Origin of the sequence: Duganella vulcania (assembly GCF_009857655.1) — a bacterium.
Taxonomy (GTDB): Bacteria; Pseudomonadota; Gammaproteobacteria; order Burkholderiales; family Burkholderiaceae_D; genus Rugamonas; species Rugamonas vulcania.
Map to the genome: position 1 here is coordinate 1 of NZ_WWCX01000086.1, position 16,013 is coordinate 16,013.

The following is a 16,013-nucleotide window of genomic DNA, read 5'->3' on the forward strand; positions in this document are numbered from 1 at the left end:
ACCAGGACGCCGTGCGCGAACGCATCGCCGCGCTGCCCGCCGATGCCGACCGGCGCCGCTCGCCATTCGCCCAACGCCAGGCGGTGCAGCGCGCACGCTTCAAGCTGCCCGACTTCCCGACCACCACCATCGGCTCCTTCCCGCAGACGGCCGCGATCCGCGCCGCCCGCGCCGCCTTCAAGCGCGGCGAGCTCGACACCGGCGACTATGAAGCGAAGATGCGCGAGGAAATCGCCGACGCTGTGCGCCGCCAGGAAGACCTGGGCCTGGACGTGCTGGTCCACGGCGAGGCGGAGCGCAACGACATGGTCGAATATTTCGGCGAGCAGCTGGACGGCTTCGTCTTCACGCAGCTGGGCTGGGTGCAATCGTACGGCTCGCGCTGCGTCAAGCCGCCCGTCATTTACGGCGACGTCAGCCGCCCGAAAGCCATGACGGTGGACTGGACCGCGCACGCGCAAGGCCTGACCGGCAGGCCGATGAAGGGCATGCTGACCGGCCCCATCACCATCCTGCAATGGTCCTTCGTGCGCGACGACCAGCCGCGCGCCCGCACCGCGCTGCAGATCGCGCTGGCGATCCGCGACGAGGTGGCCGACCTGGAGCGGGCCGGCATCGGCATCATCCAGATCGACGAGCCGGCCGTGCGCGAAGGCTTGCCGCTGCGCCGCGGCCGCTGGGACGAGTACCTGGACTGGGCCACGCGCGCCTTCCGCGTGTCGGCCAGCGCGGCGGCCGACGGCACGCAGATCCACACCCACATGTGCTACGCCGAGTTCAACGACATCCTGCCGCAGATCGCCGCCATGGATGCCGACGTCATCACCATCGAGACCAGCCGCTCGGACATGGAGCTGCTGAACGGCTTCGGCCGCTTCCGCTATCCGAACGAGATCGGCCCCGGCGTGTACGACATCCATTCGCCGCGCGTGCCGGGCCAGGCCGAGATGGTGCGGCTGCTGCACAAGGCCAGCGCGGTGATCCCGCCGGCCAACCTGTGGGTCAACCCGGACTGCGGGCTGAAAACGCGCGGCTGGGCGGAAACCGAAACCGCGCTGCGCAACATGGTGGCCGCCGCCCGCCAGCTGCGTGAAGAGCACGCGATCTACTAATCGCCCATGGCGGCGGCCTGCCGGGCCGCCGCCATCCCGCATTTTTACTGGCCCAGTACGGCGCCAGCCCTCCCCATCCGTCGTTTTCCACAGTAAAATGCTCGTGCCTGCGCATGCGCGCGAGGTTAACCCTCTAATACTGTCGCCCATGTCCAAGAGCCTGTTTCAAAAGCCCATAGAAATTAAGATTTCCACCGTAGTCGCCGTCTCCGCCATCCTGTCCACGCCGGACCGCCTGGCCCTCGATGCCGCGCTGGCCGAAATGACCGGCGGCACCACCGATTTCTTCGAAGACGACCTGACCGTGATTGACGTTGCCGCCCTGCCTGCCGGCTGCGCACCGATCGACTGGGCCGGCATCATCGCCCTGCTGAAAAAATACCGCTTGAATCCAGTCGCCGTGCGCAACGCGCCGCCGTCCATGGCCGCCGAGATCGCCGCCCACGGCCTGAGCATCGAAACCGCGACCAAGCCGCGCGACGAGCAGGAAGCCGCTCCGGCGCCCGCCAAGCCCGCGCCGGCCGCTGTGGCACCGGCCCCGGCAGCAACGGCCGAAGGCTTCCCCGGCAACGCCGGCGTGATGATCATCGACACCCCAGTGCGCGCCGGCCAGCGCATCTACGCGCGCGGCTGCGACCTGATCATCACCGCCGTGGTCAACAATGGCGCCGAGATCATCGCCGACGGCAGCATCCACGTGTACAACACGCTCAACGGCCGCGCGCTGGCGGGCGCTTCCGGCAACCGCGACGCGCGCATCTTCGCCATGACGATGTCGCCGGAGTTAGTGTCGATTGCCGGCGTTTACCGCACATTTGAAGACGGCTTCCCGGCCGAGTACGCGCGTTCTCCTGCGCAAATTCGCTTGGTCGGCGACCGAATCGATATACTATCTGTCAATTCTGCAAACCGCGCTTGACTAGCAACTCTCTGAAAAGGACTTTTTTGTGGCGAGAATTATTGTTGTAACGTCCGGTAAGGGCGGTGTCGGTAAGACGACTTCCAGCGCCAGCTTCTCCACCGGCCTGGCCATGCGCGGTCATAAAACCGCGGTGATCGACTTCGACGTCGGCCTGCGCAACCTCGACCTGATCATGGGCTGCGAACGCCGCGTGGTGTACGACCTGATCAATGTGATCAACAAGGAAGCGTCGCTGACCCAGGCCCTGATCAAGGACAAGCACTGCGACAACCTGTTCATCCTGCCGGCGTCGCAGACGCGCGACAAAGATGCACTGTCCGAGGACGGCGTGGAAATCGTGCTGCACGAGCTGATCAACATGGGCTTCGAGTACATCATCTGCGATTCGCCGGCCGGCATCGAGCACGGCGCGCTGATGGCGCTGACCTTCGCCGACGAAGCCATCATCGTCACCAATCCGGAAGTATCGTCGGTGCGCGATTCGGACCGCATCCTCGGCATCATCCAGGCCAAGTCGCGCCGCGCGCAGACCGGCGGCGAGCCGGTCAAGGAGCACCTGCTGATCACCCGTTACTCGCCCAAGCGCGTGGAAGCGGACGAAATGCTGTCGTACGAAGATGTGCAGGAAATCCTGCGCATTCCACTGATCGGCATCATTCCGGAATCGGAATCGGTGCTGCACGCGTCGAACCAGGGCAATCCGGCGATTCACTTCAAGGGTACCGATGTTGCGGAAGCCTATGAAGATGTGGTGTCGCGCTTCCTCGGCCAGGAACTGCCGCTGCGCTTTACCACCTACGAGAAGCCTGGCCTGCTGCAGCGTATTTTCGGGAGCAAGTAACCATGGCCCTGCTTTCTTTCCTGTTCCCGCAAAAACCGAAAACCGCCACCGCGGCCAAGGAGCGGTTGCAGATCATCATCGCGCGCGAGCGCAATGGCCGCAGCGGTCCGGACTTCCTGCCGGCGCTGCACAAGGAGCTGATCGAGGTGATCTCGAAGTACACCAAGGTCAACGCCGACGACATCAAGATCTCGCTGGACCGCCAGGGCAACCTGGAGGTGCTGGACGTAAACGTGGTGCTGCCGGACGCTTAAGTCCCGGCGGTTACTGCGGCTGGGCGATCCCGGCCGTCACCAACTCCTGCGCCACCTTGGCGCAGGCATCCACATGCTGGTAGCCGATCTGGCTGAAGGCCACGAAACCGATCCCGGCCGAGGCCAGCTGCCCGGCCAGGGGCACCAGCTTGCTGGCCTGCCGCGCCACCGACTTCATGCCGGTGCGGCGCAGCAGCTGCAGCACCACCTCCCGCGTCACCAGCTTGCCCACCAACATGCCGCCGACGCCGATCGCGGCCTCGTAGGCGATCAGCCGGAACTTCGGCTGCATGCGCTCGATCTGCTGCGCCGTCAGGCCGAACTCGTGGTTGATGTCGTCGATCAGCAGCGCGAACAGGCGCAGGTCGGACACCACGTCCAGCCCCGGTATCGGCACCGCCGCCACGCCGGCCGAGACCATCGCGCGCCGCCGCACCAGCTTGCGGCAACGCTCGCGCACCGCCTCGATGTCCCGGGGGTTGCCCGGTACCAAGATCCAATTTGTGTCTTTTTTCAGTCCCATGCATGCTCCCGGCTACGGCTAGACTTTCTTTCCCTTTTTCAACTTCTTCATTGAATTCAGCGTTTTTCCAGTGTACCGTGTAATGGTTGTGCAAGTGCGCACGGTGTTTTGGCGAGTTGTCTCCGAGTAAATATTAGTGTCTCAAGAAAAATAATTAGCATTTTTGCTAACTTTTTTTGTAAATCTCTGTTATATTTGAAGTGACTTCTCCTTAACATTTTCCTACAGGCAGTTGTATGCGAATCGCCGTATTAGACAATGACCGTGGCCAGGCCGATCTGATCTGCCAGGTGCTGACCTCGGCGGGCCATATCTGCCATAGTTTTCAGAGCGCCAAGGACGTGCTCGCGCAGCTGCGCAAGGACAGCTACGACATGCTGATTCTCGACTGGCAAGTGGTCGATCTGGGCGGTGCGGAAGTGTTACGCCGGGCCCGCGAAAAGCTGCCCGACAACGCCCCGGTGCTGTTCCTCACCACCAGCTCGGGCGAGGACGATATCGTGGCCGGCCTGGCCGCCGGCGCCGACGATTACATGATCAAGCCGCTGCGCCGCAGTGAAATGGTTGCCCGAGTGCAAGCGCTGTTGCGGCGCGCCTACCCGGCCCAGAACGGCGCCGAACAATTGCAATTCGGTCAATATGTGTTCGAAACCCGGCCCGGCCGCTTGTTGATGGACGGCATAGTGTTGGATGTCACCCACAAAGAGTTCTACCTGGCACTGTTATTTTTCCGCAACATCGGACGGCCGCTGTCGCGCGCCTACATCCATGAGGCGGTGTGGATACGCGAAACCGCCGTGCCCTCGCGCACCATGGACACCCACGTTTCGCGCGTGCGCAACAAGTTGCAATTGAAGCCGGAAAACGGATTCCGACTGGTGCCGGTCTACAGCTACGGCTACCGCCTGGAAAAACTGGGGGCCTGATCAGGCCGCCGATATGGCTGGTACGCCGTTTGGGCTATGGGCAGATGCCGGCAAGTCAGGGATACTACACGGTATAATGTCCGCTAACTCAACGCACGGACCCGAAATGCAGCTGCTCGCCGTCGGCCTCAACCACAACACCGCCCCTGTCTCGCTGCGCGAGAGGCTGGCGTTCGCCCCTGAGCAATTGGGCCAGGCGGTGGTGGCGGCGCGTTCCTGGTTCGAGCGCATCGACCATCGCGGCAGCGACGAGGCGGCCATCCTGTCCACCTGCAACCGCACCGAGCTGTACGCGGCCAGCCGCGTGCCCGATTCGCTCGACGCCGGCGCCCACTTCCTGGCCGACTTCCACAAGCTGAACTACGCCGAACTGCGCCCGCACCTGTATCTGCTGCCGCAGCACGACGCCGTGCGCCACACCTTCCGCGTCGCCTCCGGGCTCGATTCGATGGTGCTGGGCGAGACGCAAATCCTCGGCCAGATCAAGGACGCGATCCGCACCGCCGACGAGGCGGGCGGCCTGGGCACCTACCTGCACCAGCTGTTCCAGCGCTCGTTCTCGGTGGCCAAGGAAGTGCGCAGCACCACCGAAATCGGCGCGCACAGCGTGTCGATGGCGGCGGCCGCCGTGCGCCTGTCGCAGCGCATCTTCGACAAGATCGCCGAGCAGAACGTGCTGTTCATCGGCGCCGGCGAGATGATCGAGCTGTGCGCCACGCACTTCGCGGCGCAGAACCCCAAGAGCATCACCATCGCCAACCGCACGCTGGACCGCGGCGAGATCCTGGCGCACCGCTTCGGCGGCCGCGCCATCCGCCTGGCCGACCTGCAGGACAAGCTGCACCAGTACGACATCGTCATCTCCTGCACCGCCTCGTCGCTGCCGCTGATCGGCCTGGGCATGGTGGAGCGCGCGATCAAGGCGCGCCGCCACAAGCCGATGTTCATGGTCGACCTGGCCGTGCCGCGCGATATCGAGCCGGAAGTGGCCCGCCTCAACGACGCCTTCCTGTACACGGTGGACGACCTGGGCAAGGTGGTCCAGACCGGCATCGAGAACCGCCAGGCCGCCGTGGCCCAGGCCGAGGCCATCATTGAAACCCGCGTGCAATCGTTCATGCACTGGATCGACGACCGCGCCGTGGTGCCCGTCATCCAGAGCCTGCACGAGAACGGCGAGGCGCTGCGCCAGCTGGAACTGGAACGCGCGCGCAAGATGCTGGCCAAGGGCGAGGACATCGACGCCGTGCTGGAAGCCCTGTCCAAGGGCCTGACCGCGAAATTCATGCACGGCCCGCAGCAGGCGCTGCACCGTGCGCAGGGCGAGGAACGCGCCCACCTGGCCGAGCTGCTGCCGCAGCTGTTCCGCGGCCGCCGTTAGCGCCACTGCCTTGCCCGCGCGCGCCACGCCGCCGCGCACCCTCCGCCGCCCCGCCGCGGCATCTGCCTCAACTCCTATACCGAATACGCTATGAAACCATCCATGCTGGCCAAGCTCGATCAACTGGCGAACCGCCTGGTCGAACTCGATGAATTGCTGATGTCCGAAGGCGCGACCAATAATATGGACGCCTACCGCAAGATGACCCGCGAGCACGCCGAGCTGGGCCCGCTGGTGGCGCTGTACAAGTCCTACCAGGAAGCCATCGGCGACCTGGACGCCGCGCAGGAAATGCTCGGCGATCCCGAGATGAAGGACTTCGCGCAGGATGAGATCGAGGCGGCCAAGGCCCGCCTGGCCGAACTGGAACTGGAGCTGCAGAAAATGCTGCTGCCCAAGGACGCCAACGACGAGCGCAACATCTTCCTGGAGATCCGCGCCGGCACCGGCGGCGACGAATCGGCGCTGTTCGCCGGCGACCTGCTGCGCATGTACACCCGCTTCGCCGAGCGCAACCGCTGGCAGGTGGAGGTGGTGTCGGAATCGCCGTCGGACCTGGGCGGCTACCGCGAGGTGATCGTGCGCCTGATCGGCAACGGCGTGTATGCCAAGCTGAAGTTCGAATCCGGCGGCCACCGCGTGCAGCGCGTGCCGGCCACCGAAACCCAGGGCCGCATCCACACCTCCGCCTGCACGGTGGCGGTGATGCCGGAGGCGGACGAGGTGGAGGACGTCAACATCAACCCGGCCGACCTGCGCATCGACACCTACCGCGCTTCCGGCGCCGGCGGGCAGCACATCAACAAGACCGATTCGGCCGTGCGCATCACCCACCTGCCGACCGGCATCGTGGTCGAGTGCCAGGACGACCGCTCGCAGCACAAGAACAAGGCGCAGGCCATGAAGGTGCTGGCCGCGCGCATCAAGGACGTGCAGCTGCGCGAGCAGCAGTCGAAGGAGGCGGCCACCCGCAAGAGCCTGATCGGCTCGGGCGACCGCAGCGAACGCATCCGCACCTACAACTATCCGCAGGGCCGCATGACGGACCACCGCATCAACCTGACCTTGTACAAGCTGGACTTCATCATGGACGGCGACCTGACCGAGCTGACCAACGCGCTGGCCGCCGAGCACCAGGCCGAGCTGCTGGCGGCGCTGGGCGATTAACCAGTAACGCGTCGTTCCCGCGAACGCGGGAACGACGGGCAAGAGTTAACACCTGCCTAAGGCTGAAGCGACAACTTTGTGCGAGAATTGCCCGCTACTCCCATCGCCATCTAACCGGATCACCCCATGATACATACGCGCTCCCTGCTGCTGTCCATCGCCATCGCCTGCTTCGGCGTGATCGGCGTCGCCCTGTATTTGCAGATCGGCCTGGACATGCTGCCTTGCCCGCTGTGCGTGATCCAGCGCTACCTGTTCATCGCCATCGGCATCTGCTGCCTGTTCGGCGCCTACGGCAAGCCCAAGCTGGGCGCCGGCCTCGGCCTGCTGGCCGCGCTGGGCGGCCTGTACACCGCCGGCAAGCACCTGTACATCCTGGCCCATCCCGGCCTGTCGTGCGGCATCGACCCGATGGAGACCTTCCTCAACAAGATCCCCACCGCGACCTACCTGCCCGTCCTGTTCCACGCCGACGGCCTGTGCGAGGACGCGCTGGCGCCATGGTTCGGCCTGTCGATTCCGCAGTGGTCCTTCCTGAGCTTCGGCCTGTGCACGCTGGGCCTGGCCTGGCTGCTGATCCGCCGCGCGCGCTGATGATCACCGACCTCAGCGCCATCGCCGCCGGCGTCACCCTCGGCGCGCTGCAAGTGCAGTCGCTGCTGGACCCGCTGGACAACCGCGTGCTGCTGTGCCACGCGCTCGGCCTGTCGCGCGTGAGTTTGATCACCCAGTCCGAGCACGAGCTCGACGCCGAACAGGCCGCGCGCTTCGCCGCGCTGGTGCAGCGCCGCCTGGCCGGCGAGCCGGTGGCCTACATCGTCGGCCAGCGCGAGTTCTTCGGCCTGCCGTTCGAGGTCAACGGCGCCGTGCTGATCCCCCGTCCCGACACCGAACTGCTGGTCGAGCTGACGCTGGACCGCCTGCCGCCGCAAGGCCGCGTGCTCGACATGGGCACCGGCAGCGGCGCCATCGCCGTGGCGCTGGCGCACACCCGGCGCGACGCCGCCGTCACCGCGCTCGACGTCAGCCCGGACGCGCTGGCCGTGGCGCGCCGCAACGCCGCCGCCAACGGCGCCCAGGTCAACTTCCTGCAGAGCGACTGGTACACCGCGCTGCAAGGCCAGCCGCCGTTCGACGTCATCGCCTCCAACCCGCCCTACATCGCCAGCGGCGACCGCCACCTGTCCGAGGGCGACCTGCGCTACGAGCCGCCCGGCGCGCTGACCGACCACGCCGACGGCCTGTCGGCGCTGCGCATCATCGTCGCCGGCGCCGCCGCCCACCTCAAGCCGCAAGGCTGGCTGCTGATGGAGCACGGCTACGACCAGGCCGCCGCCGTGCGCCAGTTGTTAACCGATCAAGGTTACAACGCCGTGCAAAGCTGGACCGATCTGGCCGGCATCGAGCGCGTCACGGGTGCGCGAGCGCGCTGACACCATTTCCTCATCTGCGGTATTCTGGCTTTCGGGCCCCTTCCGGCGGTATTTGATAAACTAGCAAGCGATCTTCGGCTCCGGTCAACTTTGGGCCGGCGCCGACGCGATTGTCCGTTTTCGGTTAATCTCGCACCTCACGCTTTGATGCAACAGTTGCTGCACTACGAAAGGAAGATCCAATTGTCCAATCTATTGACTCGCCGCCTGGCCTTGCTGGCCCAGCCAGAGCACCGTCCGGTGCTGGGTGGCTTGCGTGGCATCGAACGCGAAACACTGCGGGTGGACGCGCGCGGCCACCTGGCGGCGACGCCGCATCCGGTGGCCATGGGCTCGGCCCTGACGCATCCGCAAATCACCACCGACTACGCCGAGACGCTGCTGGAGTTCATCACCCCGGCCGAGGCGGACATCGCCACCACGCTCGACAAGCTCGACGGCATCCACCGCTATGCCTACAGCAAGCTGGGTGACGAGCTGTTGTGGAGCCAGTCCATGCCTTGCCAGCTGCCGGGCGAGGATGAGATCGAGATCGCCTGGTACGGCACCTCCAACATGGGCACGCTCAAGCACGTGTACCGTCGCGGCCTGGCGCTGCGCTACGGCAAGGCCATGCAATGCATCGCCGGCATCCACTACAACTACTCGCTGGACGAACGCCTGTGGCGCGTGCTGGCCGAGCATGAAGGCAATGAGAAGCGCCTGTCGCCCAAGTCCTTCCAGTCCGAAGCCTACCTGGCCACGATCCGCAACTTCCGCCGCTACAGCTGGCTGTTGATGTACCTGTTCGGCGCCTCGCCGGTGCTGTCGAGCGGCTTCCTGCGCGGCCGCCCGCACAAGCTGGAAACGCTGTCCGACGACACGCTCTACCTGCCCTACGCCACCAGCCTGCGCATGAGCGACCTGGGTTACCAGAACGACGCGCAATCGGGACTGAGCCCGCACGAGAACTGCCTGGACAGCTACGTCGCCACCCTGACCAAGGCCGTCAACCAGCCGTACGAGCCGTATGCGAAGCTGGGCACCAAGCGTGACGGCGAATGGATCCAGCTGAGCACCAACGTGCTGCAGATCGAGAACGAGTACTACTCCACCATCCGCCCCAAGCGCGTGATCCAGACCGGTGAGCGGCCGATCCAGGCGCTGTGCGCGCGCGGCGTGCAGTACATCGAAGTGCGCTGCATGGACGTCGACCCGTTCGAGCCGGTCGGCATCAGCGTGCAGACCGGCCGCTTCCTCGACGCCTTCCTGATGTTCTGCGCGCTGGAGGAAAGCCCGGTCATCGCGCCGGAGGAAAGCCTGCGCCACACCGAGAATTTCGCCCGCACCGTCAAGGAAGGCCGCCGTCCGGGCCTGACGCTCACCAGCGACGACGGTGAAATCAGCCTGCAAGCGTGGGGCCTGCAACTGCTGGAGCGCATCCAGCCGGTGGCGGCGCTGCTGGACGCGCAGCGCGGCGACACCGTACACGCCGACGCCATCGCGCAGCAGGCGGCCAAGCTGCGCGACGCCGAGCTGACGCCGTCGGCCAAGGTGCTGGCGGCCTTGCGCGCCAACGGCAAGTCGTTCGCCACCTTCGGACTGGCGCAGAGCAAGCAGCACGCGGCCTACTTCCGCAGCCATCCGCCGAGCGCCGAGGAAGCCGCGTACTTCGACGGCCTGGCCGCCGTCTCGCTGGCCGAGCAGGCGGAGATGGAAGCGGCGCCGCAATCGAGCTTCGACGATTACGTAGCCGCCTACCGCGCCAGCAACCTGTGCCACTCCAGCATGGACTGCGACTGAACCAGGAGCCGGTTTGCTCACCTTCTACAACGAACTGCACGCGCAACATCGCGGCCGCTACGAGATCTTCCGCGGCGAGATGGTGCCGTGCTTCGAAAAGCCGGAGCGTGTCGATTCGGTGCTGGCGGAGCTGGGCCGGCGCGGGCTGGGCAAGATCGTCACGCCGCACGGCGTGCCCCTGATGTCGCTGGAGCGCATCCACACGCCGCGCTACCTGCACTTCCTGCGCGGCGCCTGGAACGAATGGCTGGCGCTCGATCCAGCCAACGCCGGCAAGGACGCCTTCCCTTCGGTCTGGCCGGTGCGCACGCTGCGCGACGACATCGAGCCGGACGACTTCTGCGCCAAATTGGGGCTGTACTCGATGGACAACGGCACGCCGCTGACCGCCGGCACCTGGACCGCCGCCAAGACCGGCGCCGATTGCGCGGTCAACGCCGCGCACGCGCTGCGGCTGGGCGAGCGTGGCGCCTTCGTGTTGAGCCGCCCGCCGGGACACCATGCGGGCGCTGATTTCTTCGGCGGCTACTGCTTCCTCAACAACGCCGCGCTGGCGGCGCAGCACATGCTGGACGACGGCGCGCGCAAGGTCGCCATCCTCGACATCGATTACCACCACGGCAACGGCACGCAGAGCATCTTCTATCACCGCGACGACGTGTTGTTCATCTCCATCCACGCCGATCCGCGCAGCGAGTACCCGTTCTACCTGGGCCATGCCGACGAGCGCGGCGAAGGTGCGGGACTGGGCTTCAACATGAATTTGCCGCTGGCGGCGGGCAGCACGGCGCAGGCGTGGTTCGCGGCGCTGGAGACGGCCTGCATCCGCCTGGGCAGCTTCGCGCCGGATGCGCTGGTGGTATCGCTGGGCGTGGACACATTCGCCGGCGATCCATTGTCACGCTTCATGCTGCAAAGCGCCGACTACCTGAAGATCGGCGAACGCCTGGCCTACCTGAACCTGCCGACCGCCTTCATCTTCGAAGGCGGCTACGCGGTCAAGGAACTGGGCACCAACGTCGTCAACGTCCTCGAAGGCTACGAGACCGCGCTTTAATAGACGTCGCGGCGGTAGCGGCCGGACTCGCGCAGTTCGTCGAGGGCGGCGCTGCCGATGATTTCTTCCAACGCTTTATCCACGCCGCCCGCCATGCCTTCCAGGCTGCCACAGACGTAGATCACGGCGCCATCGGCAATCCAGCCGCGCAGCTGGCCGGCCCTGGCGCGCAGGCGCTCCTGCACGTATTGGCCGCCGGCGTCGCGCGAGTAGACCAGGTCCAGTTCCGGCAGATAGCCGCGCTGCTGAAGGTCCTGGATTTCGCCGGCGCAGATGCCGTCGAATTCGCGCTGACGTTCACCGAACACCAGCCAGTTGCGCCGCTGCCCGCCAGCGGCCCGCGCGCGCAGGTGCGAACGCAAGCCCGCCATGCCAGAGCCGTTGCCGATGTAGATGGCCGGCTGCGCGCCGTCATGCATGTCGAACGCCGGATTGGCCACCAGCCGCACGCGCACCTCGTCGCCAGGCTTTGCTTGCGCCGTCAGCCAGCCCGAGGCCAGCCCCATGCCCTGCCCGTTCCTCACCTGGCGCACCAGCAGCTGCAAACAGCCATCCGCCGGCAGCGACGCGACCGAGTAGCGGCGCGCTGCCTGTCCCGGAGCGTAATGCCCGGGCCACACATCGAGCAAGGCGCCGGGACGCCAATCGGCGCCGCCGTCCCTGGTCAGCGTGATTTCATGCAGCTCGCCGCCGATGCTGCCGGGATTGAGCAGCTCGCGCCGCGCCAGGCGCCAGCTGGTGTAGTCGCTGTCCGGCGCGCCGGCGGACAGCGCATCCTGCGGCGCCCCGCCACCAACACCGGCCAGCTCGTGCAAGGCGTGCGACCAGCGGGCCAGCGCGCCGGCGTCGCCGTTGTCGACTTCAATCATCGGATGCAGCGGCTGCGCACCCAGCACGCGCAGGCGCGTATCCAACGTGCGTCCAAAGCCGCAGAACTGAAGGTAATTGCGGTCGCCCAGCGCCAGCACGGCGTACTGCAAATGCGCCAGCTCCTCGGCGGCGGCGTGCAGCAGGCGGCTGAAGCGGCGCGCGGGATCGGGCGGCTCGCCTTCGCCAAAACTGCTGGCGACGAACAGCACGCGACGGTAATTGCCCAGCAGCGGAGGCGTGAGCTTTTCCAGCGATTGCACATGCACCGCCACGCCGGCCTTTTGCAGCAAGGCCGCGCTTTGCAGCGCCAATCGCTCGGCCGATCCGGTCTGGCTGGCATAGGCCATCAGCACGGGATCGGCGCCATCGACGGCGCCGGCCAGCTTGGCGCGTTCGGCCTGCGCGCTGCGCTTCTGGCGCCGGCGCTTCAGGTACAGCATCCATCCTGTGACCGCGAAGCCCGGCAGCGACAGGCTGGCGAAGAACATGAACAGGCGGCCCGGCAATCCGAAATAGGTCCCGATGTGCAGCGGGTAGAACGTGGTCAACGCGCGCGCGGCCATGCCCATCTGCGCATACGGCTCGTGCTTGACGATGGCGCCGGTCTGCTGGTTGATCGACATGCGGCTGCGCGCGCGGATGTGCGTCGCTTCGCCATCCAGCCAAAGCACCTGCAGCGGCTGCGTCGCGCGCTCGGGCGGACGCAGGACCACGGTCTTCCATCCCGGCGCCTGCTGCTGGAAGGTGGTCCAGGCCAGCGTCAGGTCGGCGGCTTCGGCGCGCTTGGCGCCGGCCTCCCTGGCCATCTTGGGCTTGGCCGCAGCCGCCGCGCGCGGTGGACGGCTCACGCCGGCCCAGCCATCGACCGTATCGCGCACCACATCGAAGCTCCAATACACACCGCTGACGGTGAAGACCAGGTAGGCCGCCAGCGCCCAGGTGCCCGCCACCGAGTGCAGCCCCCACAGGAAGGAGCGGCCGGTGAGGCGCGTGTCGAAAGTCAGCCAGGTGCGCCAGTCGAGCGCGCGGCGCGGCCAGCGCAGATAAAGGCCGCTCAACGCAAGCCCCATCAGGCACAAGGCCAGCCCGCCGACCACCGGACGGCCATCGTCGCGCGGCAGCAGCAGGAAGCGGTGCAGCGATTCCACCCATTCGAACACGCCGTCATAACGCAAAGCCGGCAGCATGGCGCCGCTGTACGGATCGACGAAGACCGTCTCGCCGTGCTTCTCGCCCGGCGCCGGCGCCAGCGTAACGCGCGCGGAGGCGCCCGGCTCGGCATACACGGTGATGCTGCTGATGCGCGCCCCGGGATGCGCGCGCTGGACCGCCTCGGCCACCTGCGGCGGCGCCACCATGGGCGCCTGCCGTACAGCCACGCTGGTCACGCCAGGATTGAGCAGGTCCAGCACCTCGTCGCGGAACGCGAGGATGGCGCCGGTCAGGCCGATCACGACCAATACGGTGCCGGCGGTAATGCCGACCAACCAGTGCAGCTGGAACCAGAGTTTTTTCACAAATCGACCTTCAAGCGTCAAGCGCGTCCATATCAGCAGTCATTCTACCAGTTAATAAGAATCATTATCAATTGATGGCATGACTTGACGCCCAAAATCGTCGCCACCATACTTGTCGAATGAACAAACCTCTCCCCTGGGCCGACGACACGCCGCGACTGAGCCTGTGGTGCGCCGTGCTGTTCTGCTGCTTCAGCGCCCTGCTGGCGGCGGTGTACCTGCGGCCGCAACTGGCCGGCCTGCTGTGCGTGCTGCCGGTGGCCTCCTACCTGATGCTGGGGGTTCAGATGGGCATGGTGTACAGCGTCGGCTGGTCGGTGCTGGGGCTGGCCGTGGCGTGGCTCAGGCCAGGCAACCCGGCTGAAACGCTGCTCGGCGTCGGCGCCGCCGTGCTGGTGGCCGGCACGCTATCCCACCTGTTCGCGCTGCGCCGCGCGGCGTTGATGGCGACACTGCGCCGCACCGCCTCCCCCGATCCGCTCACCGGCCTGCACAATCACCTGTACCTGGAATCGATCTTCGGCCAGCTCACGCGCAGCCAGCGCGGCAAGCCGCCGACGGTGTCGCTGATGCTGGTCGCGCTGGCGCCGGGCGCCGGCGATGAGCAACTGGTGCAGGCAGCGCGCCAGATCGAGGAAGTGTGCCGCCCCAGCGACTGGGCCTTCCGCTTCGGCGACGACCGCCTCTGCGTGCTGGTGCCGTGGGTGACGCAGGTGCAGGGACAGCAGATCGCCGGCCGCCTGCTGGCCGGCATCAACGCACAACAAGCCAATGCCAAACTTGGCCTGGCCCGCTGGCCGGACGACGCGCCGGCGCTGGCGGCGCTGCACAAAATCGCCGAGCGCAACCTGCGGGACTAACGCAGGAACGGTCCCCACACCGGCTGCCGGACATCGCCATCCTGCGCGGTGAGGCGCTGCTTCACGCGGCCATCCACCGACACCACCATCAGCGACTTGTGGCCGGCCGCCTCGGTGGAGTAGATGATGTACTTGCCGTTCGGCGCGAAGCTGGGCGACAGGTCGTCGGTGCTGTCGGACAGCCGCGTTTCCTGCCCGGTGGCCAGGTCCATCACGTACAGCTGGTAATTGCCCTCGCGTTGCGAGATGTAGGCCAGCGTGGTGCCGTCGGGCGATATGCGCGGGCTGATGTTGTAGCTGCCGCCGAAGGTGATCCGTTTGGCGTCGCTGCCGTCCGCGTTCATGCGGTAGATCTGCGGACCGCCACTGCGGTCGCTGACGAAGTAGATGCTCTGGCCATCGGCCGAGAACTGCGCCTCGGTGTCGATGGAGGCGCCGGTGCCGTCGGAGACGCGATGCAAGCCGCCGCCGTTGGCGTTGACGGTGTAGATCTGCGTGTGCCCATCCATCGACAGCGACACGGCCAGCTTGCCGCCGTCCGGCGCCCACGCGGGCGATGAGTTGCTGCCCTTTTCATTGGCGACCACGGTGCGCGCCTGCGTTGCCAGGTTCTGCACATACACCACCGGCTTTTTCTGCTCGAACGATACGTAGGCGACCTTGCTGCCATCCGGCGACCAGGCCGGCGACATGATGGGGTCATTCGACACGCGGGCCGTCTGTTCGCCCTCGCCGTCGATATCGGCCACGGCCAGCTTGTAGCGGCTGCCCTCCTGCTTGATGTAGGCCACGCGGGTGGCGAACGCGCCGGGCACGCCGGTGAGCTTGAAGAACACGTCGTCGGCGATCTTGTGCGCCGCCAGGCGGGCCGCCTGCGCCGGCACCGACTGGTCCTGGCGCGACAGCTGGCTGGCCTTCACGGTGTCGAACAATTTGTAGCGCACGTCGTAGCGGCCATCCGCCAGCGCGGACACGGTGCCCACCACCAGCGCATCGGCGCCCCTGGCCTTCCAGCCGGCGTAGTCGATGTTGTTGACGTCATTGACGGTGCCGGCGTCGATCACATTGAACAATCCACTGCGGCCCAAGTCGGCCTTGATGATGGCGGAGATCTGCTGCGGCGCCAGGATCTCATCGGCAAAGCCCGCGACGGCGACCGGGATCTGGTTGCTGCCAACGCCGCTGATTTCAATCCGCATCTGCGCCTGCGCGCCGTGCGTGACGACCGCAAGGGCCAGGCCGGTATAAAGCAGATAGTGACTCGGTTTTTTCATAACGTTCAATTTGTTCATCCAACGATAAATTATCGGAGTAGTATCCAGTCTTGCATCCCTGAAGGCGGCCCCGCGCCGCCACGATTGTTGTTCC

The 16,013-nt window shown here is 66.2% G+C and carries 15 protein-coding genes; 12 read left to right on the forward strand and 3 right to left on the reverse strand.

Features of this window, described 5'->3' with window-relative positions:
- The 4 genes from metE to minE all read left to right on the forward strand — a co-directional run.
- The coding region (gene metE, locus GTP90_RS28185) for a 5-methyltetrahydropteroyltriglutamate--homocysteine S-methyltransferase (protein WP_161086624.1) at window positions 1–1,112 on the forward strand (1,112 nt) is incomplete at its 5' end.
- Between the two features lie 148 nt (window positions 1,113–1,260).
- Window positions 1,261–2,031 carry a septum site-determining protein MinC gene (gene minC, locus GTP90_RS28190; protein ID WP_161086625.1) on the forward strand — a complete coding sequence of 257 codons (771 nt, stop codon included), beginning with the start codon at window positions 1,261–1,263 and terminating at the stop codon, window positions 2,029–2,031.
- A gap of 28 nt (window positions 2,032–2,059) precedes the next feature.
- Entirely contained in the window at window positions 2,060–2,875 is an 816-nt protein-coding gene (gene minD, locus GTP90_RS28195) for a septum site-determining protein MinD (protein ID WP_161086626.1), read from the forward strand.
- Between the two features lie 2 nt (window positions 2,876–2,877).
- Complete coding sequence (minE, locus tag GTP90_RS28200; RefSeq protein WP_008443622.1) at window positions 2,878–3,129, forward strand: cell division topological specificity factor MinE; 252 nt, start codon at window positions 2,878–2,880, stop codon at window positions 3,127–3,129.
- Between the two features lie 10 nt (window positions 3,130–3,139).
- On the opposite strand, the gene GTP90_RS28205 is transcribed toward minE, so the two are convergent.
- Window positions 3,140–3,652, reverse strand: a complete 513-nt coding sequence (locus tag GTP90_RS28205; protein WP_161086627.1) for a hypothetical protein — start codon at window positions 3,650–3,652, stop codon at window positions 3,140–3,142.
- 236 nt (window positions 3,653–3,888) lie between these two features.
- Between GTP90_RS28205 and GTP90_RS28210 the strand changes: the two genes are divergently transcribed.
- The 7 genes from GTP90_RS28210 to GTP90_RS28240 all read left to right on the forward strand — a co-directional run bounded on the left by GTP90_RS28210 (window position 3,889) and on the right by GTP90_RS28240 (window position 11,398).
- Window positions 3,889–4,578: a response regulator transcription factor gene (locus tag GTP90_RS28210; RefSeq protein ID WP_117012469.1), complete on the forward strand. Its 690-nt coding sequence runs from the start codon at window positions 3,889–3,891 to the stop codon at window positions 4,576–4,578.
- Window positions 4,579–4,684: 106 nt separating this feature from the next.
- On the forward strand, window positions 4,685–5,959 hold the full coding sequence (hemA, locus tag GTP90_RS28215) for a glutamyl-tRNA reductase (protein WP_161086628.1): 1,275 nt from the start codon (window positions 4,685–4,687) through the stop codon (window positions 5,957–5,959).
- 90 nt (window positions 5,960–6,049) lie between these two features.
- Window positions 6,050–7,126, forward strand: a complete 1,077-nt coding sequence (gene prfA / locus GTP90_RS28220) for a peptide chain release factor 1 (protein WP_117012467.1) — start codon at window positions 6,050–6,052, stop codon at window positions 7,124–7,126.
- 126 nt (window positions 7,127–7,252) lie between these two features.
- Window positions 7,253–7,720: a disulfide bond formation protein B gene (locus GTP90_RS28225; RefSeq protein WP_161086629.1), complete on the forward strand. Its 468-nt coding sequence runs from the start codon at window positions 7,253–7,255 to the stop codon at window positions 7,718–7,720.
- Window positions 7,720–8,559: a peptide chain release factor N(5)-glutamine methyltransferase gene (gene prmC, locus GTP90_RS28230; protein ID WP_161086645.1), complete on the forward strand. Its 840-nt coding sequence runs from the start codon at window positions 7,720–7,722 to the stop codon at window positions 8,557–8,559. Before GTP90_RS28225 ends, prmC begins: the two co-directional genes overlap by 1 nt.
- A 183-nt stretch (window positions 8,560–8,742) precedes the next feature.
- Window positions 8,743–10,341: a glutamate--cysteine ligase gene (gene gshA, locus GTP90_RS28235; RefSeq protein ID WP_161086630.1), complete on the forward strand. Its 1,599-nt coding sequence runs from the start codon at window positions 8,743–8,745 to the stop codon at window positions 10,339–10,341.
- A 13-nt stretch (window positions 10,342–10,354) separates the two neighbouring features.
- Window positions 10,355–11,398, forward strand: coding sequence for a histone deacetylase family protein (locus tag GTP90_RS28240; protein ID WP_161086631.1), 1,044 nt, complete (start codon window positions 10,355–10,357; stop codon window positions 11,396–11,398).
- On the opposite strand, the gene GTP90_RS28245 is transcribed toward GTP90_RS28240, so the two are convergent.
- The gene (locus GTP90_RS28245; protein ID WP_161086632.1) at window positions 11,395–13,785 is read right to left on the reverse strand and encodes a PepSY domain-containing protein; all 2,391 of its coding nucleotides are present in this window, start codon (window positions 13,783–13,785) and stop codon (window positions 11,395–11,397) included. The two genes, GTP90_RS28240 and GTP90_RS28245, sit on opposite strands and share 4 nt — an antisense overlap.
- Window positions 13,786–13,904: 119 nt before the next feature.
- On the opposite strand from GTP90_RS28245, the gene GTP90_RS28250 reads away from it, so the two are divergent.
- Window positions 13,905–14,645, forward strand: coding sequence for a GGDEF domain-containing protein (locus GTP90_RS28250; RefSeq protein ID WP_161086633.1), 741 nt, complete (start codon window positions 13,905–13,907; stop codon window positions 14,643–14,645).
- Here GTP90_RS28250 and tolB read toward each other — a convergent pair.
- Complete coding sequence (tolB, locus tag GTP90_RS28255) at window positions 14,642–15,919, reverse strand: Tol-Pal system beta propeller repeat protein TolB (protein WP_161086634.1); 1,278 nt, start codon at window positions 15,917–15,919, stop codon at window positions 14,642–14,644. The genes GTP90_RS28250 and tolB overlap by 4 nt on opposite strands.
- Between the last annotated feature and the right edge of the window lie 94 nt (window positions 15,920–16,013).